Source organism: Halomonas sp. MMSF_3323, assembly GCF_030733595.1.
GTDB lineage: Bacteria > Pseudomonadota > Gammaproteobacteria > Pseudomonadales > Halomonadaceae > Halomonas > Halomonas litopenaei.
In genome coordinates, this window is the sequence record NZ_JASHIT010000019.1 from 23,556 (window position 1) to 47,598 (window position 24,043).

A 24,043-nucleotide genomic window follows, 5' to 3' on the forward strand; every position below is an offset into this window, starting at 1 on the left:
CCCGAGACTAGCACGCCAGGGAGTTCCCCGACAGCATGACTGCCATCGACCCACATCGCTGCTGCCCCCGCGAGGCTCGTGCCCGTCGGGTGGCCAGATGGTGGTTGGCAGGGCTGCTGGTGGGCTGCCTGCTGCCGGCGAGCCTGAGCGCCGCCGAATCTCCTCGAGCCACCGAGCGACTGGTGCAGATCTGCATCATGGCGCCGGCGGTCATCCGGGCCCATACCATGCTCAAGGCCTGCCGCCATCGGCTGGCCCGACATCCCCTCAAGACCCTGCCCAAACCATCGTCCCCGTCGGTGGCCTGGTCGGCGCCGATACTGGTGCCGGTGGCCGCCCTCGACGTGGTGTCTCGCCGGGGTCCTCCTGACATCGCCTGAATTCGATGAAGCGTGACGGTCGCCAATGCCTGGCGGCCTCTTTTTCAGGTTCCAGATTTCAGGAAGTTTCATGATCAATTCTCTGCTGCGTAAAGTCGTCGGCTCCAAGAACGACCGCGACGTCAAGCGCATGTCCCGCCAGGTTCGCGCCGTCAATGAGCTCGAGCCGAGCCTCGAAGCCCTCGATGACGCTGCGCTGGCCGCCCGCACCGCTGAGTTCCGTGAGCGTCTGGCGGCCGGTGAGTCGCTCGATGCCCTGTTGCCCGAAGCCTTTGCCACCGTGCGCGAGGCCAGCAAGCGGGTGATGGGCATGCGTCACTTCGACGTACAGCTGATCGGCGGCATGACCTTGAACCGCGGCCGGATCGCCGAGATGAAGACCGGTGAGGGCAAGACCCTGGTCGCGACCCTGGCGGTGTACCTCAACGCCTTGCCCGGCAAGGGCGTGCACGTGGTCACGGTCAACGACTACCTGGCCCGGCGTGACGCCAACTGGATGCGCCCCCTGTACGAGTTCCTCGGCCTGTCGGTAGGCGTGATCTACTCCGGCCAGACCTCCGAGGAGAAGCGTGACTCCTACGCCTGCGACATCACCTACGGCACCAACAACGAGTTCGGCTTCGACTACCTGCGCGACAACATGGCGTTTTCGCTGGAAGACAAGGTTCAGCGGGAACTGCACTTTGCCATCGTCGACGAGGTGGACTCCATCCTTATCGATGAGGCGCGCACGCCGCTGATCATCTCCGGTGCGGTGGACGAGAACACCGAGCTGTACAAGGTGGTGGATCGGCTCGCCAGGGAGCTCACCCCCTGCACCGACGAGGAAGATCCCGAAAGCGGCGACTTCACCCTCGACGAGAAGCAGAAGCAGGTCGAGGTGACCGAGCGCGGCCACCACAAGGTCGAGGAGCTGATGCGCGCCCAGGGGCTGCTCGGCGAGGACGACTCGCTCTACGCCGCCCAGAACCTCAACCTGTTGCAGCATATGCACTCGGCGCTGCGTGCGCGCCACCTGTACCACCCTGACGTCGACTACATCGTCAGCGAGGGACAGGTGGTCATCGTCGACGAACACACCGGGCGTACCATGCCGGGACGTCGCTGGTCAGAGGGCCTGCACCAGGCGGTGGAAGCCAAGGAGGGTGTGACCGTCCAGCGCGAGAGCCAGACCCTGGCCTCCACCACCTTCCAGAACTACTTCCGCCTGTACGAGAAGCTGTCCGGGATGACCGGTACCGCCGATACCGAGGCCTTCGAATTCCGTCAGATCTACGGGCTCGATGTGGTGGTCATCCCCACCAACAGGCCGCTGGCGCGCAAGGACATGAACGACCTCGTCTACCTCAGCGCCGAAGAGAAGTTCGAGGCGATCATCGAGGACGTCAAGGTCCAGGTCGAGGCCGGCCGTCCGGTGCTGGTGGGTACCGCGTCCATCGAGACGTCCGAATACCTGGCCGAGTTGATGCGCAAGGCGGGCATCGACTTCAACGTGCTCAACGCCAAGCAGCACCAGCGCGAGGCCGAGGTTATCGCCCAGGCCGGGCGCCCAGGTGCGGTGACCATCGCGACCAACATGGCCGGTCGTGGTACCGATATCGTGCTCGGCGGCAACTGGGAGGCCGAAGCGGCCAAGCTGGAAAACGCCAGCGACGCCGAGGTCGAGGCATTGAAGGAGGCCTGGCGCGAACGCCACGAGGCGGTGCTGGCCGCCGGTGGTCTGCACGTCATCGGCTCCGAGCGCCATGAGTCACGGCGCATCGACAATCAGCTGCGTGGTCGTAGTGGCCGCCAGGGCGACCCGGGCTCGACCCGCTTCTTCCTGTCGCTGGAAGACAACCTGATGCGTCTGTTCGGTTCCGAACGGGTGCAGAAGCTGATGCAGGCGCTTGGCCTGGAGCGGGGCGAGGCCATCGAGCACAAGATGGTGTCCAACGCCGTCGAGCGTGCTCAGAAGAAGGTCGAGGGACGCAACTTCGATATCCGCAAGCAGCTGCTCGAGTACGATGACGTGGCCAACGATCAGCGTCGCGTGATCTACGAGCAGCGCAACGAGATCCTGGCCGCCAGCGACGTCTCCGACAACGTCATGGGCATTCGTGAAGAGGTGCTGGACGAGGCCATCAGTGCCTACGTGCCGCCCCAGAGCCTGCCCGAGCAGTGGGACCTGGCGGGGCTCGAGGCTCACCTCAAGAGCGAGTACCAGTTGGACGCGCCGGTGGTGCAGTGGGCCGAGGAGGACGAGCGCTTCCACGAGGAGCAGCTGCGCGAACGCCTGCAGACCCAGCATCGCGAGACCTACCAGGCCAAGGTCGCCATCGCTGGCGAGGAGCTGATGCGGCGCTTCGAGAAGCAGGTCATGCTGCAGGTGCTGGACACCCGCTGGAAGGAACACCTGCAGTCCATGGACCATCTGCGTCGTGGTATCCATCTGCGTGGCTACGCTCAGAAGAATCCGAAGCAGGAGTACAAGCGCGAATCCTTCGAGCTGTTCCAGAACCTGCTGACCAATATCAAGGCCGACGTCACCCGTATCCTCAGTCACGTGCAGGTGCGTGCCCCCGAGGAGGTGGACGCCCTGGAGCGTCAGCGTCGCGAGGCCCTTGCCCGCGAGAGCGCCCAGGCGGCCAGTCGCCACGACGCACCTGCCGCGACGGACGCCGAGATGGCCGACGAGGGCGGCGAGCGTCACGTCAACGAGGTTGCCGATCAGCGCCCGGTGCGTCGAGACGCCCCCAAGGTTGGCCGCAATGATCCCTGCCCCTGCGGCTCCGGCAAGAAGTACAAGCAGTGCTGCGGCAAGCTCAGCTGAGCAAGCCTCGCAACCCATGACGACGGCGACCCCGGGCTTCAAGGCCTGGGGTCGTCTTTGACGCAAGGAGAAAACAATGGCAGTCGGTGACAGCATTTTTCCGGCAATGGGGCCGATTCCCGGGGTTCGCCTGGGCAGTGCCATGGCGGGCATCAAGAAGCCGGGCCGGCGTGATCTGGTGGTGATCGAGGTGGCCACGGGCGCCAGGGTGTCCGGCACCTTCACCCGCAACGCCTTCTGCGCGGCGCCGGTCCATGTGGCCCGCCAGCATCTGGCCGCGGGCGACGCGGTTCGCTACCTGGTCATCAATACCGGCAATGCCAACGCCGGCACCGGCGAGATCGGCATGCGCGACGCCCACGCCACCTGTCAGGCGCTGGCCGAACTCGCCGAGGTGTCGGCCGACCAGGTGCTGCCGTTCTCCACCGGCGTGATCGGCGAACCGCTGCCGATGGAGCGACTTCTCGGTGGCCTGCCAGAGGCGCTCGATCAGCTCGACGACGGTGGCGACGCCTGGGCTCGGGCGGCCGAAGGCATCCTCACCACCGACACCCGGACCAAGGGCGCGACCCGCCAGGTGGCGCTCAAGCAGGGCACTGTCACCCTCAATGGCATCGCCAAGGGGTCGGGCATGATCCGTCCCGACATGGCCACCATGCTGGGTTTTGTCGCCACCGACGCGGCGATCGAGTCCGAGCGTCTTGATGCCCTGCTCAGGGAGGGCGTCAAGCGCTCGTTCAACAGCATCACCGTGGACTCCGATACCTCGACCAACGACGCCTGCATGCTGATCGCCACCGGCCAGGGCGCAGCGCTTGCCGATGACGATGACGAGCGGATATTTCGTCAGGCCCTCGATGAGGTGCTGGTGGAACTGGCCCAGGCGATCATTCGCGACGGCGAGGGTGCGACCAAGTTCGTCACCCTGGATGTCAGCGGTGCCCTGAGCGTCGAGGAGGCGCGCGAGGTAGCCTTTACGGTGGCCCATTCGCCGCTGGTAAAGACCGCTCTGTACGCCAGTGACGCCAACTGGGGCCGTATCCTCGCTGCGGTGGGGCGTGCCCGGGTCGAGGACTTCGATGTCGATCGGGTGACCATCGATCTGGGTGATGTGCGCCTGGTCGAGAACGGTGGGCGTGCAGAGGGCTACAGTGAGGACGCCGGCAGTGCGGTGATGGCGGCAGAAGAGATCACCATTGCCATCGATCTGGGGCGTGGTGACGCTGCCGCGCGGGTGTGGACCTCCGACCTGTCCCACGACTATGTATCGATCAACGCCGACTACCGCAGTTGATTCCGCATGGGTTCGTCGGCGGCAGATGAATCTCGGCCAGTGAATCGGTATCCTGTGTCGTCTTTTTTGCCTGTCCGGCGGGTAGCGGTGGAGCCGATCCATCGGCGATGCATCAGCGGCAGATGAATCTCGGCGAGCGAATCGGTATCCTATGCCGACTTTTATCGCCCTCCCGACTGAAAACTGGTGCGGGCGTGGCCCGCGAACCGAAGCTGGTATTGTTGAATGAACACTATGGTGAAGAGAAGGGTGCACGTGGCGGCGGCCGCCATCATCAGCCCGAACGGTGACGAAGTGCTGCTGGCCCGGCGTCCTTCCAATGTGGACCACGGCGGCCTGTGGGAGTTTCCCGGTGGCAAGCTGGCGCCCTACGAGACCGGGCTTGAGGCGCTCAAGCGCGAGCTGCACGAAGAACTCGGCATCGAGATTCGTCGCGCCCAACCGCTGATTCGCATCCACCACGAGTACTCCGACAAGCACATTCTGCTCGACGTCTGGCAGGTCAAGGACTTCTCCGGTGAGCCCTTCGGTCGAGAAGGACAGGCGGTACGCTGGGTGCCCATGGGCGAACTGATTGGCTATCCCTTCCCGGCCGCCAACCTGCCGATCCTGCGTGCGGTGATGCTGCCCTCGGAATACCTGATCAGTGACGAGGAAGCCGACGAGGACGCCTTCGACGCCAAGCTCGAGCGGGCCCTCGAGGAAGATGGCGTGCGTCTGGTTCAGCTGCGCGCCAAGACCCTCGACGAGGACGCCTACGTGGCCCGTGCGGAGCGTGCTCTGGCGCTGTGCCGTCGTTACGGTGCCAAGCTGATGCTCAACGGTGAACCGGAGCTGCTCGAGCGGATCGATGCCGATGGTATCCATCTGACCAGCGAGCGGCTGATGGGCCTGGAGCGTCGCCCCATCGCCGAGGCCAAGTGGTTGGCGGCCTCGACCCACGACAAGGCCCAGCTCGACCAGGCCCACGCCATTGGCTGCGACTTCGTGACCCTGTCACCGCTGCGCACCACTCCGTCCCATCCGGAAGTGGCACCGATCGGCTGGCATGACTTCCAGCAACTGGTCGAACGCGCCGGCATGCCGGTCTACGCGCTGGGGGGCATGACGCGCCACGACGCCAGCCATGCCCGCGCCGTGGGGGCCCAGGGGATCGCGTCCATCCGTGACTTCTGGCGCTAGGGCATTGGCGAAAAGGGCCAGCACCGGCCGTTAGCTACCAGATGCAAGAAACCCCGCCAGGGAGACCTGGCGGGGTTTCTTGCGTTCAGGGGCATGTCGTTCCATTGCCGCGTGGCTCTGTTCTCAAGCTCGACGAGCGTCGGCGCTTTTCGTACAAGCCCTGGGCTTTATGCGAGAAGTCGACGAAGCCCGGCTCTTTGGCGGCAAGCCCTAGTCGCGGTAGCGGCGGGTCAGATCTCCATAGGCGTCGATGCGCCGGTCCCGCAGGTAGGGCCAGATCCGCCGCACGTTTTCGCCATGGTCCAGATCCAGGGTCACCAGCAGGGTCTCGGGCTCGGTGCCGGCGTGGGCCAGCAGCTCACCCTGGGGCCCGGCGACAAAGCTGCCGCCCCAGAAGTCGATGCCTTCGCTGACCTTCGAGTGATCCTCCTCGTGGCCCACCCGGTTTGCGACCAGCACCGGGACACCGTTGGCCACGGCGTGGCTGCGCTGGATCAGCGTCCAGGCGTCCTTCTGGCGCGTCTTTTCGGCGTCGTCGTCGCCCGGCGCCCAGCCGATGGCGGTGGGGTAGAGCAGCAGTTCGGCACCGGCCAGGGCCATCAGGCGCGCGGCCTCCGGGTACCACTGATCCCAGCACACCAGTACCCCGAGCCGGCCCACCGAGGTGTCGATGGGGGTAAATCCCTGCTTGAGGCCGGCGTCATGATCTCCGGGGGTGAAGTAGAACTTCTCGTAGAAGCCCGGGTCGTCGGGGATATGCATCTTGCGGTAGTGACCCACCGCGCCCTTGGCGCCGTCGTAGACCACCGCCGTGTTGTGATAGATGCCCGGCGCGCGGCGCTCGAACAGCGAGCCCATCAGCACGATGTCGAGCTCCGCGGCGAGTTCGGCCAGTCGTGTGCCGGTGGGCCCGTCCAGCGGCTCCGCCAGGTCGAACAGGGCCGGATCCTCGTACTGACAGAAGTAGTGGGTGGCGTGGAGTTCCTGCAGCATCACCAGTCTGGCACCGCGGCCTGCGAGATCGCGGATGCTCGCTTCACTGGCGTCAAGGCTTCTGGCCTTGTCGGGCCAGGCGGGTTGCTGGACCAGGCCCACGGTCAATTGGCGTGTCATCGGCGGTCTCCTTCGGCGGTGGTGAGGGTGCCCTGGGGCCACTGCATGGTCAGGCAGTGCAGGCTGCCGTGTTGAACGATGGCGGCGCTGGCGTCCACCGGGATGATATCCCGGTCGGGGAAGGCCCCGGCCAGGGCGTCGAGCGCCGCCAGGTCGTGACGATCGCCGTAGACCGGCACCAGCACCGCCCCGTTGATGATCAGGAAGTTGGCGTAGGTGGCCGGCAGGCGGTGGCCATCCTCGGCGTCATGGCAGGCGCCAGGCCAGGGCAGCGGCACCAGACGATAGGGCGAGCCGTCCGCGCGGGTCAGCGCCTTGAGTTCGCGCTCCATGGCGGCGAGCTCGGCGTAGTGCGCGTCGCTCGGATCATCGCAGCGCACATAGGCGATGGTCTGGGGATCACAGAAGCGCGCCAGGGTATCGATATGGCTGTCGGTATCGTCGCCTTCGAGATGTCCGTGGCAGAGCCACAGCACCCGTTGGATGCCCAGCGTCTCGGCCAGCCAGGTCTCGATATCGGCCCGCGACATCGAGGGGTTGCGGTTGGGATTGAGCAGACAGGCCTCGGTGGTCAGCAGCGTCCCTTCGCCATCGGTCTCCAGGGCGCCGCCCTCCATGATCACCGCGCTCTCGCTTGTCGGGCAGGCGATCAAGCCGGCATCCTTGAGCTGGCGGGTCAGGGTGTTGTCGCGATCGGCCGGAAACTTGCCGCCCCAGCCGTTGAAGCCGAGGTCATGGAAGGTAACGCCGTCGCCGTCACCGGTCGCCAGCGGGCCATGGTCCCGGGCCCAGGTGTCGTCGGCGTCGACCACGGTCAGGCGCAGACGCTCGGGTGGCGCGCCTCGGGCCAGCAGGCGGCCTGACAGCGCCTCGCCGGTGTCACGGTCGGGCACCCCGATGATCACGCTCTGATAACGACTGATGATCAGGGCGAGCTGCTCGAGCATCGCCTCGATGGCGGGCAGCGTCGGCGCCCAGTCGCTGTCGCGGCGGGGCCAGGTCAGCTGGACGGCATCCTGAGGGTGCCATTCGGGTAGCAGGCGGGGCATGGGTGATGTCCTGGGGCCAAGAAACGGCGAAATGTAGGCGGCTGTGACCGAAGATGCAAGGATCTCGCAATTCCTCTGCCGTGGCGATGCAGTCGCTCGCAAAAAACCGTACCATGACGGCCCGCCGACAAGGAACGAGTCCATGCTTGATCGATTGCCCTTTCTGATCGGGTTGCGTTATGTGCGAGCCAAGCGACGCAACCACTTCATTTCGTTCATCTCGCTGACCTCCATGCTGGGTCTTACCCTGGGCGTGGCGGTGCTGATCCTGGTGCTCTCGGTGATGAACGGCTTCGACCGGGAGCTGCGCCAGCGGGTGCTGGGCATGGTGCCTCACACCCAGATCGAACAGGCCGGTGGGATGACCGACTGGCAGCCCCTGGCCGAGCGCCTGACCCAGCGCGAACATGTCATCGGGGCGGCGCCCTATATCCAGCAGCAGGGCATGTTCTCGGTGGCCGGGCGCAATCAGGGTGCCATGGTCAACGGCATCGAGCCCGAGTGGGAAAGCCGGGTGTCGATCGTCGACGAGAACATGTCGCGTGGCTCGCTGGACGACCTCAAGGCAGGGGAGTGGCACATCGTGCTCGGCTCCATCCTCGCCAACAACCTCAACGTCGACGTGGGGGACAGCGTGACCCTGCTGGTGCCGGAGGCCTCGATCACCCCGGCAGGCGTCTTTCCCAGGCTCAAGCGCTTCACCGTCAGCGGCATCTTCAGTGTCGGTGCCGACCTGGACGCCAACCTGGCCTACGCCAACATCGAGGACATGCAGACCCTGGCGCGCATGGGTGACAGCATTGGCGGGCTGCGTCTGGAGCTCGACGATCTGTTCCTGGCCGGTCAGGAGACCCAGGCCATCGTCAATGAACTGGGCGGTGGCTATCGCGGCTACGACTGGACCTTCACCCGGGGCAACCTGTTCCAGGCGATCCAGATGGAAAAGCGCATGATCGGCCTGCTGCTGACCGTGATCATCGCCGTGGCTGCCTTCAATATCGTCTCGACCCTGGTGATGGTGGTGACCGACAAGCACGCCGACATCGCCATCCTGCGGACCATCGGCGCCACCCCGGGTTCGATCATGGGCATCTTCATGGTGCAGGGTATCGCCATCGGGGTGATCGGTATCGTCATCGGGGTCGCGCTGGGTATTCTGCTGGCGCTGACGGTGTCCGATATCATTGCCTTCGTCGAGTCGACCCTGGGTATCCACTTCCTCGACGCGGGGGTCTACTTCATCAGTGACCTGCCGTCCCAGCTGATCTGGAGCGATGTCTATCAGATCGTGGGGGCCGCCTTCGTGCTGACCTTCCTGTCCACCCTGTATCCGGCCTGGCGCGCGGCGCGGGTCCAGCCTGCCGAGGTGCTGCGCTATGAATGATTCGGTAATCGCCAAGCCTGGTGTCGAGGCGTCGACCCCCGCCGGCAACGACCTGATGCTCGAGTGCCGCGAGTTGTCCCGGGTCTACGACGAAGGACCCGCCGACCTGGTGGTGCTCGACCAGCTCGAGCTCAAGGTGCACGCCGGCGAGCGAGTCGCGGTGGTCGGCAGTTCCGGCTCCGGCAAGACCACCCTGCTCAACCTGCTCGGTGGGCTCGACAGCCCCAGCGCCGGCGAAGTACGGGTGGCCGACACCGTGTTGCACAAGATGGGCGACGCCGAGATCGGGCGCTTCCGCAATCGCCACATCGGCTTCGTCTACCAGTTCCACCATCTGCTGGCGGAGTTCTCGGCGCTGGAGAACGTGGCGCTGCCGTTGATCATTCGCGGTAGCCGCAAGCGTGACGCCGAGGACAAGGCGCGTGCTCTGCTGGACAAGGTAGGGCTGGGCCCCAGGGCCGAACACAAGCCCGGCGAGCTGTCCGGCGGTGAGCGCCAGCGTGCGGCGATCGCCAGGGCCTTGGTCACCGATCCCAGCCTGATGCTGATGGACGAGCCCACCGGCAACCTCGACAAGCACACCGCCGCCAGCATCCTGGCGCTGATGGATGAGCTTGCCGCCAGCGCTCGCTGCGCCTTCGTCATCGTCACCCATGACCCGGCCCTGGCCGCCCATCAGGACCGCGTGCTGAGACTCGACAACGGCAAGCTGCACGCCGAGTAGGTCTTTCGCAGCGTCCAGAAGAAGCCAGAAGAAGGCCCCGATGCAATCGCATCGGGCCTTCTTTCGTCGGGGATTGCTTGTCCGGGCTTTCTCGTCCCGGCTTTTTCGTCCGGGCTTTGCAGACCAGCGGGAACGGCGCCGGGCCGAGCAGGGCCTTTTGCGCAGGCTGAGTCAGTGTGGCTGGGTCGATGCGGCTGAGTCAGTGCGGCTGGGTCCTGCGGCGTCGCCGGCGCGCGCGTGCCTTCCAGCTGCGTGCCACCTGCCAGCGCCATAGCAGGCGTATCACCAGGTTGGCCAGGCCGCCGACGGCGATCGCCGCCACAAGCGAGCCGATCAGCAGGGACGGCAGGATGTCCAGCAACTGGGACTGCAGCCAGTCGGTGGTCAGCCGATGGGGCGCCTCCAGCGCCGGGCGTTGCATCAGCCAGGCGCCGAGACAGTAGTTGGCGTAGAAGATGATCGGCATCGTCAGCGGGTTGGTGATCCACACCAGAGCCACCGACAGCGGCAGATTGCAGCGTCCGACACGGGCGCCGAGGGCGGCGACGACCATCTGACACGGGATCGGCAGCAGCGCGCTGAACAGGCCAACACTGAAGGCGTTGGCCACGCTGCGGCGCGTCAGCACCCACAGGGCGGGGTCGGCGATCAGGTGCGCCATGAAGCGTAGCGAGCGCTGCCGGCGCAGGGCGTCCGGCGAGGGCAGATAGCGCTTGAGTAGTCGACGCGGCATGGCGAATCAGCTCGAGGCTGCGGATGCGTGGCTATTATCCATACAAGCCGCCGCCCTTGCCATGACGTCGGCCAACGATGGGCATGCGCGACGCCGTCGACAGGTTGTCGGGCTCGAGGGCCCCAATCCTCCAGGGCTCCAATGCTCCAGGGCTTCGGGGCCCCAAGCCTCCAGGGCTCCAGAGAGAGGGCGATGGAATCTGACGAAGATTGGCAAAGATCGATGCGTCGGCCGTCAGGCCGCCTCTGGCAAGGCACCTGTTCTCTCTCGCTGGCATGGGCGCTGGCCTTGGGCTGCGTCCTTGGAGGCGTCGGTCTGACGCTGCCCGAGGCCGCCCTCGGCCTGAATCTGCTGACAGCGGCGGCACTGGTATCACTGGCCTTGCGTCGAACAGCGCCGCTGCTGGTGTGTCTGGCCGGGCTGTGGGTGCTTGGCTGTCTGTTGCAGCAGCAGGCGGCCCGCTTGCCCTCGGGGCTTGCCGGGGTACCGCTGACGGTCGAGGGGCGGGTGTTGGCAAGTCGCCAGAGCGATGGCCTGCAGCGTCTGACCATGAGGGTCGAGAGCTGCCGTCCGCTGGAAGCCGGACTGCCTGACTGCTCGGGACTCGAGCGGATACGGGTCAGTCGCTATAGCCCCATGGACGGCGAGGTCGGGGCCGCGTCGGCAACAGCGCGCACGATGATGGCCGTCGGTGAGCGCTGGCGGTTCGATGTACGACTGCGCCCACCTGGTGGCCTCGCGAATCCCGGGCGCTTCGACTATCGCCGCTGGCTGTGGCGTGAAGGGATTCACGCCACCGGATCGGTCCTCGCACAACCGCCGCCGCAACGCTTGGCCGCCGCCCCCCAGGACCCACGCCGGGCGTTGCTGCGACAGCTCGATGGCCAGCCGCTGCATGAGACGACGCAGCGCTGGCTGGCGGCCTTGACCCTGGGCCGTGGCGAGCGGCTCGAGGCCGACGACTGGGCGCTGCTCAACGCCACCGGGACGACCCATCTGGCGGTGGTGTCCGGGCTGCACGTGGGCCTGGTGGCAGCGCTGGCGCTGACCCTGTCGCGCCTGGTGGCGCGGTTGATTCAGCCGGGGCGCTGGCGGCTGTTGCGTTGGCCGTGGCTGGCCGCCGCAACGGCCACCACCGGCTTTGTCTGGCTGGTCGGCGCCGAACCGCCGGCGCTGCGGGCACTGGTGATGGTCCTTATTGCCCTTTGGGTGGCCGGGGGGCGGCATTCTCCTTCGCCGTGGCAGGGCTGGGCACTGGCCTGGGCGGTGGTCGTGCTGTGGGATCCTCTGGCGCTGTGGCGCCCCGGGCTTTGGCTGTCCTTCGGTGCTGTGGCCCTGCTGATCCTGATGTGGCAGGGCAGGCAGGCGACCTCCGGCATCAAGGGCGCCTTGACGGTGCTGCTGCGCACCCAGCTGTTGCTGGCGTTGCCCATGGCGGGCCTGGTGCTGCTGGCCCTGGGTACGATGTCGCCGCTGGCCCCCTTGGCCAATCTGGTCGCGGTACCCCTGGTGACGCTGGTGCTGGTGCCGCTGGGGATGCTGGGCTGGGTGCTGTCGACGGTGTCGTCTGAGGCGGCGATGGCGAGCTGGTGGCTGTTCGAAGCGGGCCTCGAGGTGATGCTGGCGTCGTTGCGGATGTTCGCCGAACTGTCACCCGGTCTGTCACTGCGAGAAGGAGGGCGCTGGACGCTGGGCATTCTGCTGCTGGGCCTGGGCGCGCTGCTGTTGCTGCCTGGCCTGGGTGCCGGGCTGCGATCAGCAAGCCTCCTGGCACTTGTTGCGGCCATGGCGATGATGCCGGCCTTCGGTGGCAGGCCTGGACCGGGCGAGGTACGGCTGATGGTCTGGGACGTGGGGCAGGGGCTGATGGTGGAGCTGATCACCGCCCGTCATCGACTGCTGTACGACAGCGGTCCTCGCTTTCGCTCCGGCTTTACGCCGCTGGCGTCCATCTGGGCAGCTCCGCAAGCCTTCGACGAGGTGGTGATCAGCCACGCCGACCAGGACCACGCAGGAGGACTCGCCAGCCTGGCGCGCGATCACCGGGTGGCTCATTGGAGGCACCCCGAGGGCGAGACGCTGGCGCTGTCGGCGCACGTGCCGCGACACCCTTGTCATGCCGGGGAGGGCTGGCGCTGGGACGGTGTCGACTTCACCTTTCTGTGGCCGCCTGCCTCGGCCGGCAGCGCAACGGCAAGCGACGTTGCCGGGCATGGCAGCAATGATCGCTCCTGCGTGCTGCTGGTGAGTACCGCCGGTGGCAGCGTGTTGCTTACCGGCGATGCGGGAAAACGCGTCGAGCGCTTCCTGATCCCGCGCTTGCCGCTGGCGCCTGCGGTTCTGGTGGTGGGGCATCATGGCAGCGCGGACAGCACCGGCGAGGCCCTGGTGACGGCCAGGCCGCCCCGCCTGGCGGTGATTTCCCGCGGTGCCTACAATGGCTTCGGTCATCCTGCCGACCAGGTGGTGCGTCGCCTGCGACGCGCCGGCAGTTGCCTGATGGACACCGCTGTGGATGGGCGAGTGAACATCCTCTTGTCCCAGGCCGGGATAGCGGCGGCGCAGGGTATCCATCCCCGTCTGACCGGTGGCGGTGTCGAAGGCCCCTGCCATGGGGTAGAATCGCGGCACTGAATCTCACTGCCCTGTGTGTCGGCCGGCCAGGAGCGACGCCGCGTCCGCTGTCGGCGGCAGACGGCCGTGCGGGCCCGGGTGATCGCCACCTGGACCATCCGCGGCGGCCAGACAGGACCGATTCCCTCGCAACTGGAGCCAACGTGATCGAATACTCCGGCTGGACGCTCTACAAGCGTCTTCTTGGTTACGTCAAACCCTTCTGGAAGTCCTTTCTCGTCGCCGTGGTCGGCTACGCCATCTACGCGGCGTCCAGTACCGCCCTGGCCGAGATGATGAAGCGCCTGATCGATGGCATCCAGAATCCCGATGCCGCCTTTCGTCTGTTTCTGCCGCTGTTCGTCGTCGGCATGTTCGGCGCCAGGGGTGTCGGCACCTTTCTCGGCACCTACTTCATGAGCAACGTCGCACGCAACATGGTGCACGCGCTGCGCTGTGACGTCTTCAACCATATGCTGCGCCTGCCGGGGCGCTTCTTTGACAATCATTCTTCCGGCCACCTGATCTCGCGGGTGACCTACCATGTGGAGCAGGTGACCGGCGCAGGCACCAAGGCGATCACGGTAATCCTCCAGGAGGGCCTGTTTGTACTCGGCCTGCTGGGCTATCTGCTGTGGACCAACTGGATGCTGACGCTCTTGTTCATGGCCGTGACGCCGCTGATTGGTGGCGTGGTGAGCTACGCCAGCAAGCGCTTTCGGCGCATTTCCAAGCGCATCCAGCGCTCCATGGGGGACGTCACCCACGTCGCCTCCGAGGCCTTGACCGGCTACCGCGTGGTGCGTACCCACGGCGCCGAGAAATACGAGATGGGGCGCTTCCACGACGCCAGTGAAGTCAACCGTCGCCAGAGCCTGAAGGAGGCCCTGACCAAGGCCACCAGCACCCCGGTCATCCAGATGCTGGTGGCACTGTCGCTGGCGCTGCTGGTGTGGCTTGCCATGTCACCGGCGCTGATGGACAACATGACGCCGGGCGAATTCGTGGCCTTCATCACCGCCGCCTCGCTGATGGCCAAGCCGATTCGCTCGCTCAGCGAGATAAACGGCACCATCCAGAAGGGTATCGCTGCCTCCAGTGAACTGTTCGGGCTGCTCGACGAGCCTGAGGAACGCGATACCGGAACCCTGATGCCCGAGCGCCTGCAGGGGCGGATACAGCTCGAACAGGTGCGTTTCGCCTACGGAGACGATCAGCCCGAGGTGCTCAAGGGCATCGACCTGGACGTGCGCAAGGGCGAGATGGTGGCCATCGTCGGCCGCTCGGGCAGCGGCAAGTCGACCCTGGTCAGCCTGTTGCCGCGCTTCTACCGACCGACGGGCGGGCGTATCCTGATCGATGGTACCCCCATCGAGGAGTACCAGCTGACGGCGCTACGACAGCAGATTGCGCTGGTGTCCCAGCAGGTCACCCTGTTCAACGCCACCATCGCCGAGAACATCGCCTACGGGGTCCCCGATGCCGATCCAGCTGACATCGAGGCAGCGGCCCGCGCCGCCCACGCCCATGAGTTCATCGAGCGCATGCCCGGCGGCTACCAGGCGCTGGTCGGAGATAACGGCGTGATGCTCTCCGGTGGTCAGCGTCAGCGCATGGCGATCGCTCGGGCGATCTTCAAGGATGCTCCCATCCTGATCCTCGACGAGGCGACCTCGGCGCTGGACACCGAGTCCGAGCGCCATATCCAGGCGGCCCTGGAAGAGGTCTGCAAGGATCGCACCACCCTGGTCATCGCCCACCGCCTGTCGACCATCGAACGGGCCGACCGCATCCTGGTCATGGAGCAGGGCGAGATCATCGAGCAGGGCTCCCACGCCGAGCTGCTGGAACGCGACGGCGGTGCCTACGCCGCGTTGCACCAGCTGCAATTCCAGGAGGCGTAGATGGGGCTTGGGCAGCGCTGGCTCGAGGCGGCCTATCGTGGGGCTCCCTGGCTTGCCGTCCTGCGGCCGCTGGAGGCGCTCTATCGCCGCGAGGTACGCCGGCGAGCCGACGCCTTTGCGCGTGGCGACAAGCCGGTGTGGCGCGCTTCGGTACCCGTCATCGTGGTCGGCAACCTGACTCTCGGCGGCACCGGCAAGTCGCCGCTGGTCGCCTGGATGGGGCGGCACCTGGCTGAACGCGGCTTTCGCCCCGGGATTCTGTCACGGGGCTACGGTGGCAAGGCCGATGGCTACCCGCTGCACCTTGCCGCCGATACACCAGTAGCGGCCAGCGGCGATGAGCCGCGAATGCTGGCCGATCAGACCGGACTGCCGGTGGTGGTCGACCCGGACCGCCCGCGTGGGGCCCAGTGCCTGATCGATGCCGGTTGTGACGTCATCGTCACCGACGACGGTCTTCAGCACCATGCCCTGGGGCGTGATCTCGAGGTGGTGGTGGTGGACGGCAAGCGAGGCTTCGGCAACGGGCGCTGCCTGCCGGCAGGGCCGCTGCGCGAACCGCTGGAGCGGCTGGAGCGCATCGACGCGCTGATCGTCAACGGCGAATCGTCGAGCGCGCTTGCCGCCGACGGCTTCACCATGCAACTGGAGCCCGCCTGCTGGCGCAGGGTCGGTGACGACGAGCGGCGTCCACTGACGCCGCTGCCTTTCGCCACGCCGGTCACCGCGGTGGCAGGGATCGGTCATCCGGAGCGTTTCTTTACCACCCTGTCGGAGCTGGGGGTCGCCCATCGACCGGCCCCCTTTTCCGACCACCACCGGTTCAGCCCGGCCGACCTGACGACCAGCGACCAGCGACCTGTGGTGATGACCGCCAAGGATGCGGTCAAGTGTCGAAGCTTTGTTCCCGACGATTGCTGGGCCCTGGATGTCGAGGCTAGACCCGAGGCGTCCTTCGTGGCCTGGTTCGATCGGCGAGTGTCCGCCTGGCGAGGCACCGACGATGCGCGGGTCGCTCATGATACCGGGATCGCGCAGCGGCAGAGTGACTGAGCACTGCCGCCGAAGGCTCAAATTCAACAGGAGAAACGATGATGGACAAGGAACTACTGGCGATGCTGGTGTGCCCCCAGTGCCAGGGCAAGCTGCGCTACGACCGCGATGCCGGCGAGCTATGCTGCCAGTTCGATGGCCTGGCCTATCCGATCCGTGACGGCATCCCGGTGATGCTGGTCGAGGAGGCGCGGGTCATGGAGGTCGACGAGACCCTCAAGACCAACCCCGGGCGGGGCGCCTCCAGCACGGACCAGACGTGAAGGAGCGCTAGCCGATGCAGGATTTTATCGTTGTCATACCGGCGCGTTACGGCTCGAGTCGTCTGCCCGGAAAGCCGCTGGCAGATATCGCCGGCCGCCCCATGGTCGCCCGGGTCTGGGACCAGGCCCGGCGCTCCTCGGCGAGTCGAGTGGTGATCGCCACCGACGATGCGCGCATCGAAAGCGTGATGCTCGAACTGGGCGCCGAGGTGGTGATGACCCGCGAGGACCATACCACCGGGACCGATCGGCTGGCGGAGGTGGTCGAGCGCCTGGCGCTGCCGGACGAGGCGGTGCTGGTCAACGTCCAGGGGGACGAACCGCTGTTGCCGCCCGAACTGATCGATCAGGTGGCGGGGCGGCTGATGCGCGACGAGGGCGCCTCGGTCGCGACCCTGGCCGAGTCCATTGGCGACGTCGACACCTTGTTCAACCCCAATGTGGTCAAGGTAACCCGGGCCGCATCGGGCAGGGCGCTGAGCTTTTCTCGCGCCCCGATGCCCTGGGACCGGGAGGGCTTTCGTGAGCCTCCGACGCTGCTCACCACCGACGCCTGGCTACGCCATATCGGCCTCTATGCCTATCGAGCGAGCTTTCTGCGGGCCTTCAGCCAGTGGCTGCCGGCTCCCATCGAACAGCTCGAACAGCTCGAGCAGTTGCGCGCGCTGCACTATGGGCACGCCATCCAGGTGGCGCTGGCCGAGCAGACGCCCGGGGCGGGGGTGGACACCGCCGAGGATCTTGAGCGGGTTCGCGCCCATTTCGCCGGCCAGCAGACGTCGCCGGACCAGTGAAGGCCAACGATCAGGAGACAAGCATGCGGGTACTGTTCGTATGTCTGGGCAATATCTGCCGCTCGCCCACCGCCGAGGGGGTAGTGAGGCAGCGACTCGAGGAGCACGGTCTGGCGGACCGGGTGGTGCTGGATTCCTGCGGCACCGGGCCCTGGCACGTGGGTGAGCCACCGGATGCCCGCGCCCAGCAGGCCGCGCGCAAGCGGGGAATCGATCTATCGAAGCTGCGCGGTCGCAAGCTAAAGGCCGCCGATTTCGAAACATGTGACTACCTGCTGGCGATGGACGCCGACAACCTGAGCGTGCTCGAGCGCCAGGCGCCGGCGAATTGCCAGGCCCATATCGGCCTCTTGATGGAGTTCGCCGGGGAGCCCGGCGTTGCGGTGCCGGACCCCTACTACGAGGGCGGCTTCGATGGCGTCTACGCGATGATCGAGCGAGCCGCCGATGGCCTGGTGGCCACCTTGTCGCAGCGTCTGGGGGCGTCCTCTTGAGGCCCGTCATAGGCCTCGATCAGGACTTGACCCGAGCCAATACCCTGGGGCTGCCCTGTGTCGCCGAAGAGGTCGTCGACGTCTTCAGTCGTGATCAGCTCGCCTCCCTGATCAGGCAGGTCGGAGACCGCCGATTGACCCTGCTCTCCGGCGGCAGCAATCTGATTCTGCCCGACTATCTGCCGGGGATGACGCTGCGACCGCGGCTCGATTACTGGTGGGTCGAGCGGCGCGGACAGGATGCGCTGGTGCATGTCGGTGCCGGGGTCAACTGGCATCGACTGGTCATGGCGCTGGCGTCGAAGGGGTGGTGGGGCATCGAGAATCTGGCGCTGATACCCGGGCACTGTGGTGCGGCACCGGTACAGAACATCGGTGCCTATGGGGTCGAACTGGCCGATGTGCTTGAGTCGGTGACCCTGGTCCATCGCGACAGTGGTGCGGTGGAAAGCTTGCCGGCTGGTGCCTGTGGCTTCGGCTATCGGGAGAGCCGCTTCAAGGGGGAGTGGGACGGCAAGGTCATCATCACCGACCTCACCTTGAGGGTCAGCCGTCACGGCGCGCCGAAGCTTGGCTACGGCGATCTGGCGTCCCGGCTGGGGGAGAGCCCCGGCCCTCTGGCGGTGGCCGAGGCGGTCTGCCAGGTGCGCCGCGAGAAGCTGCCCGACCCAGAGCAGCTCGGCAATGCCGGCAGCTTCTTCAAGAATCCTGTGGTCGAGGCAGCGCGTGCCGGGGCGCTGCGTGAGAGCTATCCGGGTATGCCGGCCTATGAACTGGAAGACGGACGGGTCAAGCTGGCGGCGGGGTGGCTGATCGATCAGTGCGGCCTCAAGGGCTGGCGACAGGGTCACTTTGGCGTCCATGATCGTCAGGCGCTGGTGCTGGTGCACCACGGTGGCGGCAATGCCACGGAATTGCTGGCGTTCGCCGACCAGGTGTCCGCGCGGGTCGCCGAACGCTTCGGTGTGACGCTCGAACGAGAGCCGCGTCTGGCCTGACCAGCATCTGGCCTGATTAGTAGCACCTGACTTGGCCAGCACCTGACTTGGCCGGCGCCGAAGGCGCTGTGTGACTATCGAAAGCGCATAAATGAAAACGCCCGCGTCCTTGGACGCGGGCGTTTTGCTTTCCGGCGAGTGATCAGCTGTTGTGGCCGTCACTTGCCTTTTCGGCCTCGAGCTTGCGACGCTCGCGCGGGTCGTTGTGGGCCCGGCGACGGCGACGGCGGCGAGGCGCCTGGCCATCATCAGTGGCGCCACTCAAGGCGTCGTCTTCTGCCTTGGCTTCTGTCCTGGCGTCGTCGGCCTTGGCGTCAGCCTTGGGCGCCTCGGCTTTCTCTTCCGCCTTGGTATCGGCCTTGGGTGCCTCCGCTTTCTCTGCAGCTTTCGCTACGGCTTTCTCTGCAGGTTGGGCGTCAGCCTTGGGCGTCTCGGCCTTGGGGGCCTCAGTCTTGGGAGCCTCGGCCTTGGGAGTCTCGGCCTTGAGGGCTTCAGCCTTGGCTTCGGCTTTCTCTGCAGCTTTCTCAGCAGGCCTGGTGTCAGCCTTTGGCGTCTCGGCCTTGGGGGCCTCAGTCTTGGGAGCCTCGGCCTTGGCTTCGGCTTTCGGCTCGGCTTTCTCGACGGCTTTCTCTGCAGCTTTCTCGACGGCTTTCTCTGCAGGCTGCGCGTCAGCCTTGGGAGTCTCGGCCTTGGCTTCGGCTTTCTCTCCAGGCTGGGCGTCAGCCTTGGGAGCTTTGGCTGCTGCTTCTGGCTGGGCGTCAGCCTTGGGAGCCTTGGCTGCAGCTTCAGGCTGGGCGTCAGCCTTGGGAGCCTCGGCCTCGGCCTTGGCTTCGGTCTTCGGCTCGTCTTTCTCTACGGGCTTGGCGTCGTCCGACTTGGGAGCCTCGGCGTTGGCGACGGGCTTGGTATCCGCCTTGGGGGCTTCGGCTTTGACGTCGGCCTTGTCGTCAGCCTTGGAAGTCTCGGCCTTGGCTTCGGCTTTTGGCTTGGCTTTCTCTGCAGCTTTCTCGACGGGCTTGTCGTCAGCCTTGGGAGCCTCGGCCTTGGCGTCAGTCTTGGGGGCTTCGGCTTTTGTTTCGGCTTTTGCTTCGGGCTGGGTCTGTTCGGCCGTAGCTTCCGTAGCGCTTGCCTGGCCCGCCTCGGGCTGAGCTTCCTGAGCCGCGGCCGCTTCCGCCTGCAGGCGTTGCTGCTCTTTCAGCGCCTCGGGGTTGATGGCCTGCTTGCGGCTGCGGTTGCGCGGATTGTTGCGGGTGCGCTTGGGCTTGCTGTCCTTGGCAGCATCGCTGCTGGCAGCATCTGCCTGCTGCGTTTCACCGCGGCTGGCCGAACGGGGCGACTTGTTGTCGTCGCTCTTGCGGCTATCCGGCTGGCGGCTTTCCTGTTGACGACCCTCTTGCTGACGACCCTCTTGCTGACGTCCTTCAGCCTGGCGGTTGTCCTGCTGACGATTGTCGTCACGGCGAGAGCGCTGGCGGTTGTCGTTGCCGTCATTTCTGTCGGCTCGAGTGTCTGCCTTGCTGTCGGTGCGTGCGTCGTTTCGAGTCTCGCTGCGGCCGTCGCTCTTGGCGGCCGGCTGGCGGCGATCCTGCTGGCGACGGTCCTGGCTGTTGCCATCGCTACGGTTGGATCTGTTGCTGCTCTGACGCTGGCCGTTCTGGCTGCCACCACGGCGATTGCGCTGGCGCGTGTCGCTACCGCGCTGCTGGCCGTTGTCGCTGCGCTGTTGGGCGCCGCGCTGAGCATTGTCGTCGCGACTCGAGGACTGAGTGCGTGTGCTGCTCGAGCCTTGGCTGCCGCTCGCGGCGCCGTTACTGGTTTCTTCCTCGCCGCCGAGGAAGCGAGCGAAGCCCTTGACCAGTCGACCGAACAGGCCGGCGTTCTGAACCGCCTGACGAGACTCTGCGGGGCTCTGACGGCCTGGCTGGCGATTAGCCTGAGGGCTGCTCTGCCTGCGGCTGGACGACGAGGCCTGGCGACCAGCTTGAGCGCCCTGAGCGCTGGGCTGGCGACTCGGCTGTGCGGGCTTGTCCTCGCTGGCGGCCTCTTCCTGGCTCAAGGAAGCGGGGGCAGGAGCGTTGTGGACCACGCTCTTGACCGCGGCTTCGGCGCGTTGCACCGGCTTGCCGAAGGCGGCGTCGGGCTCCTTGCCGACCTCGGTGTCGGTGGACAGCTCGAAACTGGAGGCGTTGGCGGTGCCTTCCTCGTCGACGTGGTCGTCGCGCAGACGCTGGACGTCGTAGTGGGGGGTGTCCATGTCCGGGCTTGGCAGGATGACCACGCGGACGCCCTGGCGACGCTCGATATCGGCCAGGATGGCGCGCTTCTCGTTAAGCAGATAGGTAGCGACAGGCACCGGCAGGATGGCGCGGATCTGAGCGCTGCGCTCCTTCATGGCCTCTTCTTCGATCAGGCGCATGACCGACAGCGAGAGCGAACGCACGTCACGGATGGTGCCCTGGCCGTCACAGCGGGGGCATACCACGCCGCTGGTTTCGCCGAGGGACGGACGCAGACGCTGACGCGACATTTCCATCAGGCCAAAGCGCGAAATACGGCCGATCTGTACCCGGGCGCGGTCGAGCTTGAGGGCATCGCGAGCGCGGTTTTCGACCTCGCGCTGGTTGCGTGCTGGCCCCATGTCGATGAAGTCGATGACCACCAGGCCGCCGATGTCACGCAGGCGCAACTGGCGAGCGATCTCGTCGGCCGCCTCCAGATTGGTCTGCAGCGCGGTCTCTTCGATGTCACTGCCGCGTGTCGCTCGCGCCGAGTTGATGTCGATGGACACCAGTGCCTCGGTGTGGTCGATCACGATGGAGCCGCCGGAGGGCAGCTTCACTTCACGCTCGTAGGCGGTCTCGATCTGCGACTCGATCTGGAAGCGCGAGAACAGCGGCACCTCGTCGGCGTAAAGCTTGATCTTCTGCTGGTAGGACGGCATCACCTGGCGAATGAAGGCCAGCGCCTCCTGGTGCACCTCGGGGCTGTCGATCAGTACCTCGCCGATATCCTGGCGCAGGTAGTCGCGCATGGCGCGAATGATGACATTGGACTCGCGGTAGATCAGGAAGGGGGCGGCGCGCTTGCCGGCTTCCTCGGTGATGGATTCCCACACCTGTACCAGGTAGTCGAGGTCCCACTGCAGCTCTTCGGGCGACCGACCGATACCGGCGGTGCGCACGATCAGGCCCATCTTGTCGGGCACGCTGAGCTGGCCCATGGCTTCCTTCAGCTGGGCGCGTTCCTCGCCCTCGATGCGACGCGAGATGCCGCCTGCGCGGGCGTTGTTGGGCATCAGCACCAGGAAGCGGCCGGCCAGGCTGACAAAGGTGGTCAGGGCAGCGCCCTTGTTGCCACGCTCTTCCTTGTCGACCTGAACGATGACTTCCTGACCTTCCTTCAGTACTTCCTTGATGCTGGGGCGGCCGGAAGGCTCCTTGACGAAGTACTCGCGAGCAATTTCCTTGAGGGGCAGAAAACCGTGGCGTTCGGCGCCGAAATCGACAAAGGCGGCTTCGAGGGAGGGTTCCACGCGGGTGATCTTGCCGCGATAGATATTGGCTTTTTTCTGTTCCCTGGCACCGGATTCGATGTCCAGGTCGTACAGGCGTTGTCCATCCACCAGGGCGACACGCAGCTCTTCGGGCTGGGTCGCGTTGATGAGCATCCGTTTCATGTTGTCTCGCAATATGGGCGCGCCGGAGGGCGCCCATGGGCAACGGCAAGGGTGAACCGTTGGTGCAGCGTGCTTGTGCTCAGCGCATGTCGCGGAAGCTGCGCCCGGCCGCGACGTTACTTCATCAGGAACGTCACGGCATGATCATGTTGAGTACGGGGCGGAGGGAGGACGTGTCTCGGTGGGGCCTTGCCCATCCGGTCCTGCCGTCACCGCCAACACCTGGCATTCATCGATTCACCGCTGCCGGCCTCCGGCACGGTGTTGTACGTCTCCCGGCGACGCCCCATCCCTTCGGAAAGGTATCCAGCTGGGGTGGGGCGCGCCGGGCTCGGTGTTGTCACTTGACATCGGCGGCGGGACCTCTGTGGGTCGTCGCGGCCTCTGTGGCAAACGCTGTGTCAGTCACGTTTCGCTCGGGCCTGCGTGTCTAGTCGTGCAGGCGCTTGCAGGGGTCAATCGGACCCGGGGAGCGAACAAGCAATATAACAGCAATGCCAGGGGTCAGCAATTGGCGACAAGCTGCGCTAGAATGGCGCTTTATTGCGGGTTTCGAGTGGGGTGACAGCGTGGCCGAAGGGCGTGAAGTGCAGTGGGTGGAAGTGACCGAAGGCCAGGTCGGCCAGCGCGTCGACAATTTTCTGATGAGTCGCCTCAAGGGCGCCCCCCGTTCGCTGGTGTATCGCATCGTGCGCAAGGGTGAGGTGCGCGTGAACAAGAAGCGGGTCAAGGCGGATACCCGTCTGGCGCTTGGCGATCTGGTGCGTATTCCCCCGCTCAAGCTGGCACCGCAGGAGGCAGTGCGCGAGGTCAGCGATAATCTGCGTAATCTGCTGGCCGGCAGCGTGCTGCTGGAAGGGCCAGACTGGATGGTCTTGAACAAGCCGTCGGGACTGGCGGTGCACGGCGGCAGTGGTGTCAAGATCGGACTGATCGAGGCGCTGCGGCAGGTGCGCGAGGACCTGGACTTCCTGGAGCTGGTGCATCGGCTGGATCGGGATACCTCAGGGTGTCTGCTGCTGGCCAAGTCCCGGCCGGCGCTGCTTGCGCTGAACCAGTCACTCAAGCAGCACAAGATGAACAAGCAGTATCTGGCGCTGGTGGCAGGCCGCTGGCCAGCCCGTCGGGATTTCGTCAGTGCCCGCCTGGATCGCTACGATGCCGGCAACGGCGAGCGTCGAGTCAGGGTCGATCCGCAGGGCAAGGTGGCTCGGACCCGCTTTGGTGTGCGTGAGACCTTTGCCGGTGCAACCCTGGTGGAGGCGGAGCCGATCACCGGGCGTACCCATCAGATTCGCGTCCACGCTGCCCACGCCGGACACGTGCTGTTGGGCGACGACAAGTACGGTACCCGAGAGGGCGCTCGCCTCGGTCGCGAACTGGGGCTGGATCGCCTGTTTCTGCATGCTGCCTCGCTGACCTTCCCCGAGCCGACCAGTCAGCGGCCGGTGCAGATTCGCGCTCCCCTCGACGATGCCCTGGAAACTGTGCTCGACAAGGCTCGGCGGCGACAGTGAAAGATGTCGCCGGCGGCCTTGCCTGGTGCCGGCCTTGTGGCAAGAAAGACTGAAATTACA

At 66.0% G+C, this 24,043-nt stretch carries 18 protein-coding genes; 14 read left to right on the top strand and 4 right to left on the bottom strand.

The window, feature by feature from the left end; genetic code table 11:
- Positions 1-35: 35 nt before the first annotated feature.
- From RBB39_RS11240 to RBB39_RS11255, 4 genes are all read left to right on the top strand, one after another.
- Positions 36-380, top strand: a complete 345-nt coding sequence (locus RBB39_RS11240; RefSeq protein WP_045993386.1) for a hypothetical protein — start codon at positions 36-38, stop codon at positions 378-380.
- A gap of 70 nt (positions 381-450) precedes the next feature.
- A complete protein-coding gene (gene secA / locus RBB39_RS11245; protein ID WP_045993387.1) occupies positions 451-3,192 on the top strand; it encodes a preprotein translocase subunit SecA in 2,742 nt (913 codons plus the stop codon).
- A 76-nt stretch (positions 3,193-3,268) separates the two neighbouring features.
- Complete coding sequence (gene argJ / locus RBB39_RS11250) at positions 3,269-4,486, top strand: bifunctional glutamate N-acetyltransferase/amino-acid acetyltransferase ArgJ (protein WP_045993388.1); 1,218 nt, start codon at positions 3,269-3,271, stop codon at positions 4,484-4,486.
- A 234-nt stretch (positions 4,487-4,720) separates the two neighbouring features.
- Entirely contained in the window at positions 4,721-5,668 is a 948-nt protein-coding gene (locus RBB39_RS11255) for a Nudix family hydrolase (protein ID WP_045993389.1), read from the top strand.
- Between the two features lie 210 nt (positions 5,669-5,878).
- Here RBB39_RS11255 and RBB39_RS11260 read toward each other — a convergent pair whose 3' ends face one another.
- Together RBB39_RS11260 and RBB39_RS11265 are read right to left on the bottom strand one after the other, a co-directional pair.
- On the bottom strand, positions 5,879-6,781 hold the full coding sequence (locus tag RBB39_RS11260) for a carbon-nitrogen hydrolase (protein ID WP_045993390.1): 903 nt from the start codon (positions 6,779-6,781) through the stop codon (positions 5,879-5,881).
- Entirely contained in the window at positions 6,778-7,830 is a 1,053-nt protein-coding gene (locus RBB39_RS11265) for an agmatine deiminase family protein (RefSeq protein ID WP_045993391.1), read from the bottom strand. The genes RBB39_RS11260 and RBB39_RS11265 overlap by 4 nt, the downstream gene beginning before the upstream one ends.
- Before the next feature lie 142 nt (positions 7,831-7,972).
- Here RBB39_RS11265 and RBB39_RS11270 point away from each other — a divergent pair, with 142 nt between their 5' ends.
- Together RBB39_RS11270 and RBB39_RS11275 are read left to right on the top strand one after the other, a co-directional pair.
- A complete protein-coding gene (locus tag RBB39_RS11270) occupies positions 7,973-9,214 on the top strand; it encodes a lipoprotein-releasing ABC transporter permease subunit (protein ID WP_045993392.1) in 1,242 nt (413 codons plus the stop codon).
- A complete protein-coding gene (locus tag RBB39_RS11275) occupies positions 9,207-9,938 on the top strand; it encodes an ABC transporter ATP-binding protein (protein ID WP_045993393.1) in 732 nt (243 codons plus the stop codon). The genes RBB39_RS11270 and RBB39_RS11275 overlap by 8 nt, the downstream gene beginning before the upstream one ends.
- Positions 9,939-10,137: 199 nt before the next feature.
- Here the strand turns inward: RBB39_RS11275 and RBB39_RS11280 are convergent, their stop codons facing one another.
- Positions 10,138-10,671 (bottom strand): DUF2062 domain-containing protein, encoded by a 534-nt coding sequence (locus RBB39_RS11280; RefSeq protein WP_045993394.1) that lies wholly within the window; start codon positions 10,669-10,671, stop codon positions 10,138-10,140.
- Between the two features lie 192 nt (positions 10,672-10,863).
- Here RBB39_RS11280 and RBB39_RS11285 point away from each other — a divergent pair, with 192 nt between their 5' ends.
- From RBB39_RS11285 to murB, 7 genes are all read left to right on the top strand, one after another.
- Positions 10,864-13,305: a DNA internalization-related competence protein ComEC/Rec2 gene (locus RBB39_RS11285; RefSeq protein WP_306169094.1), complete on the top strand. Its 2,442-nt coding sequence runs from the start codon at positions 10,864-10,866 to the stop codon at positions 13,303-13,305.
- 146 nt (positions 13,306-13,451) lie between these two features.
- Entirely contained in the window at positions 13,452-15,188 is a 1,737-nt protein-coding gene (gene msbA / locus RBB39_RS11290) for a lipid A export permease/ATP-binding protein MsbA (RefSeq protein ID WP_045993428.1), read from the top strand.
- Positions 15,189-16,241, top strand: a complete 1,053-nt coding sequence (gene lpxK, locus RBB39_RS11295; RefSeq protein ID WP_045993395.1) for a tetraacyldisaccharide 4'-kinase — start codon at positions 15,189-15,191, stop codon at positions 16,239-16,241.
- A gap of 41 nt (positions 16,242-16,282) precedes the next feature.
- Positions 16,283-16,504 (top strand): Trm112 family protein, encoded by a 222-nt coding sequence (locus tag RBB39_RS11300; protein ID WP_045993429.1) that lies wholly within the window; start codon positions 16,283-16,285, stop codon positions 16,502-16,504.
- Between the two features lie 14 nt (positions 16,505-16,518).
- On the top strand, positions 16,519-17,298 hold the full coding sequence (gene kdsB / locus RBB39_RS11305; RefSeq protein ID WP_045993396.1) for a 3-deoxy-manno-octulosonate cytidylyltransferase: 780 nt from the start codon (positions 16,519-16,521) through the stop codon (positions 17,296-17,298).
- Positions 17,299-17,321: 23 nt separating this feature from the next.
- Complete coding sequence (locus tag RBB39_RS11310) at positions 17,322-17,792, top strand: low molecular weight protein-tyrosine-phosphatase (RefSeq protein WP_045993397.1); 471 nt, start codon at positions 17,322-17,324, stop codon at positions 17,790-17,792.
- Between the two features lie 26 nt (positions 17,793-17,818).
- Positions 17,819-18,790 carry a UDP-N-acetylmuramate dehydrogenase gene (murB, locus tag RBB39_RS11315; protein ID WP_239452566.1) on the top strand — a complete coding sequence of 324 codons (972 nt, stop codon included), beginning with the start codon at positions 17,819-17,821 and terminating at the stop codon, positions 18,788-18,790.
- Between the two features lie 142 nt (positions 18,791-18,932).
- On the opposite strand, the gene RBB39_RS11320 is transcribed toward murB, so the two are convergent.
- Positions 18,933-22,466 (bottom strand): Rne/Rng family ribonuclease, encoded by a 3,534-nt coding sequence (locus RBB39_RS11320; RefSeq protein ID WP_306169095.1) that lies wholly within the window; start codon positions 22,464-22,466, stop codon positions 18,933-18,935.
- A 569-nt stretch (positions 22,467-23,035) separates the two neighbouring features.
- Between RBB39_RS11320 and RBB39_RS11325 the strand changes: the two genes are divergently transcribed.
- The gene (locus RBB39_RS11325; protein ID WP_045993400.1) at positions 23,036-23,983 is read left to right on the top strand and encodes an RluA family pseudouridine synthase; all 948 of its coding nucleotides are present in this window, start codon (positions 23,036-23,038) and stop codon (positions 23,981-23,983) included.
- The last annotated feature ends 60 nt before the right edge of the window (positions 23,984-24,043 follow it).

Bases quoted from the DNA above. Each gene is read 5' to 3' on its own strand.
- RBB39_RS11240 (WP_045993386.1), top strand. From the start codon at position 36: ATGACTGCCATCGACCCACATCGCTGCTGCCCCCGCGAGGCTCGTGCC.
- secA (WP_045993387.1), top strand. From the start codon at position 451: ATGATCAATTCTCTGCTGCGTAAAGTCGTCGGCTCCAAGAACGACCGC.
- argJ (WP_045993388.1), top strand. From the start codon at position 3,269: ATGGCAGTCGGTGACAGCATTTTTCCGGCAATGGGGCCGATTCCCGGG.
- RBB39_RS11255 (WP_045993389.1), top strand. From the start codon at position 4,721: ATGGTGAAGAGAAGGGTGCACGTGGCGGCGGCCGCCATCATCAGCCCG.
- RBB39_RS11260 (WP_045993390.1), bottom strand. From the start codon at position 6,781: ATGACACGCCAATTGACCGTGGGCCTGGTCCAGCAACCCGCCTGGCCC.
- RBB39_RS11265 (WP_045993391.1), bottom strand. From the start codon at position 7,830: ATGCCCCGCCTGCTACCCGAATGGCACCCTCAGGATGCCGTCCAGCTG.
- RBB39_RS11270 (WP_045993392.1), top strand. From the start codon at position 7,973: ATGCTTGATCGATTGCCCTTTCTGATCGGGTTGCGTTATGTGCGAGCC.
- RBB39_RS11275 (WP_045993393.1), top strand. From the start codon at position 9,207: ATGAATGATTCGGTAATCGCCAAGCCTGGTGTCGAGGCGTCGACCCCC.
- RBB39_RS11280 (WP_045993394.1), bottom strand. From the start codon at position 10,671: ATGCCGCGTCGACTACTCAAGCGCTATCTGCCCTCGCCGGACGCCCTG.
- RBB39_RS11285 (WP_306169094.1), top strand. From the start codon at position 10,864: ATGGAATCTGACGAAGATTGGCAAAGATCGATGCGTCGGCCGTCAGGC.
- lpxK (WP_045993395.1), top strand. From the start codon at position 15,189: ATGGGGCTTGGGCAGCGCTGGCTCGAGGCGGCCTATCGTGGGGCTCCC.
- RBB39_RS11300 (WP_045993429.1), top strand. From the start codon at position 16,283: ATGGACAAGGAACTACTGGCGATGCTGGTGTGCCCCCAGTGCCAGGGC.
- kdsB (WP_045993396.1), top strand. From the start codon at position 16,519: ATGCAGGATTTTATCGTTGTCATACCGGCGCGTTACGGCTCGAGTCGT.
- RBB39_RS11310 (WP_045993397.1), top strand. From the start codon at position 17,322: ATGCGGGTACTGTTCGTATGTCTGGGCAATATCTGCCGCTCGCCCACC.
- RBB39_RS11320 (WP_306169095.1), bottom strand. From the start codon at position 22,466: ATGAAACGGATGCTCATCAACGCGACCCAGCCCGAAGAGCTGCGTGTC.